We start from the raw sequence: 694 nt of genomic DNA, 5'->3' as shown, positions 1-694 counted from the left end.
TCATCACCCTGCACCGGCCCAAGGCGCTCAACGCCCTCAACGAACAGCTGATGAACGAGCTGGGCGCCGCGCTCAAGGCCTTCGACGCCGACGCCGACATCGGCTGCATGGTCCTCACCGGCAGCGAAAAAGCCTTCGCCGCCGGCGCCGACATCGGCGCCATGGCGAGCTACACCTTCGCCGACGTCTACGTCAACGACTACATCACCCGCAACTGGGAAACCATACGCAGCGTGCGCAAGCCCGTGATCGCCGCCGTCAGCGGCTTCGCCCTGGGCGGCGGCTGCGAGCTGGCCATGATGTGCGACTTCATCATCGCCGCCGACAACGCCAGGTTTGGCCAGCCCGAGATCAAGCTGGGCATCATCCCCGGCGCAGGCGGCACCCAGCGACTGCCGCGCGCGGTGGGCAAGGCCAAGGCCATGGACCTGGCGCTCACCGGCCGCATGATGGACGCGGCCGAGGCCGAGCGCGCCGGGCTGGTCAGCCGCGTGGTGCCGTTGGACAAGCTGATGGACGAGGCCCTGGGGGCGGCGCTGACGATCTGCGGCTTTTCGCTGCCCAGCGTGATGGCCGCCAAGGAGGCCATCAACCGCGCCTTCGAGAGCGGCCTGAGCGACGGTGTCATGTTCGAGCGCCGCCTGTTCCACGCCCTGTTCGCCACCGACGACCAGAAGGAAGGCATGGCCGCCTT

1 protein-coding gene is annotated in these 694 nt (G+C 68.4%); it reads left to right on the top strand.

The features are described from left to right. Positions 1-2: 2 nt before the first annotated feature. Positions 3-694 (top strand): enoyl-CoA hydratase (locus AAHB17_RS24535; protein ID WP_342133680.1); only part of this gene is annotated, 692 nt, incomplete at its 3' end.

Origin of the sequence: Hydrogenophaga sp. OTU3427, assembly GCF_038440225.1 — a bacterium.
Classification (GTDB): Bacteria; Pseudomonadota; Gammaproteobacteria; order Burkholderiales; family Burkholderiaceae_C; genus Hydrogenophaga.
The sequence above is the reverse complement of the archived record's forward strand: the minus strand, read 5'-3'. Positions and strand labels throughout refer to the sequence as shown.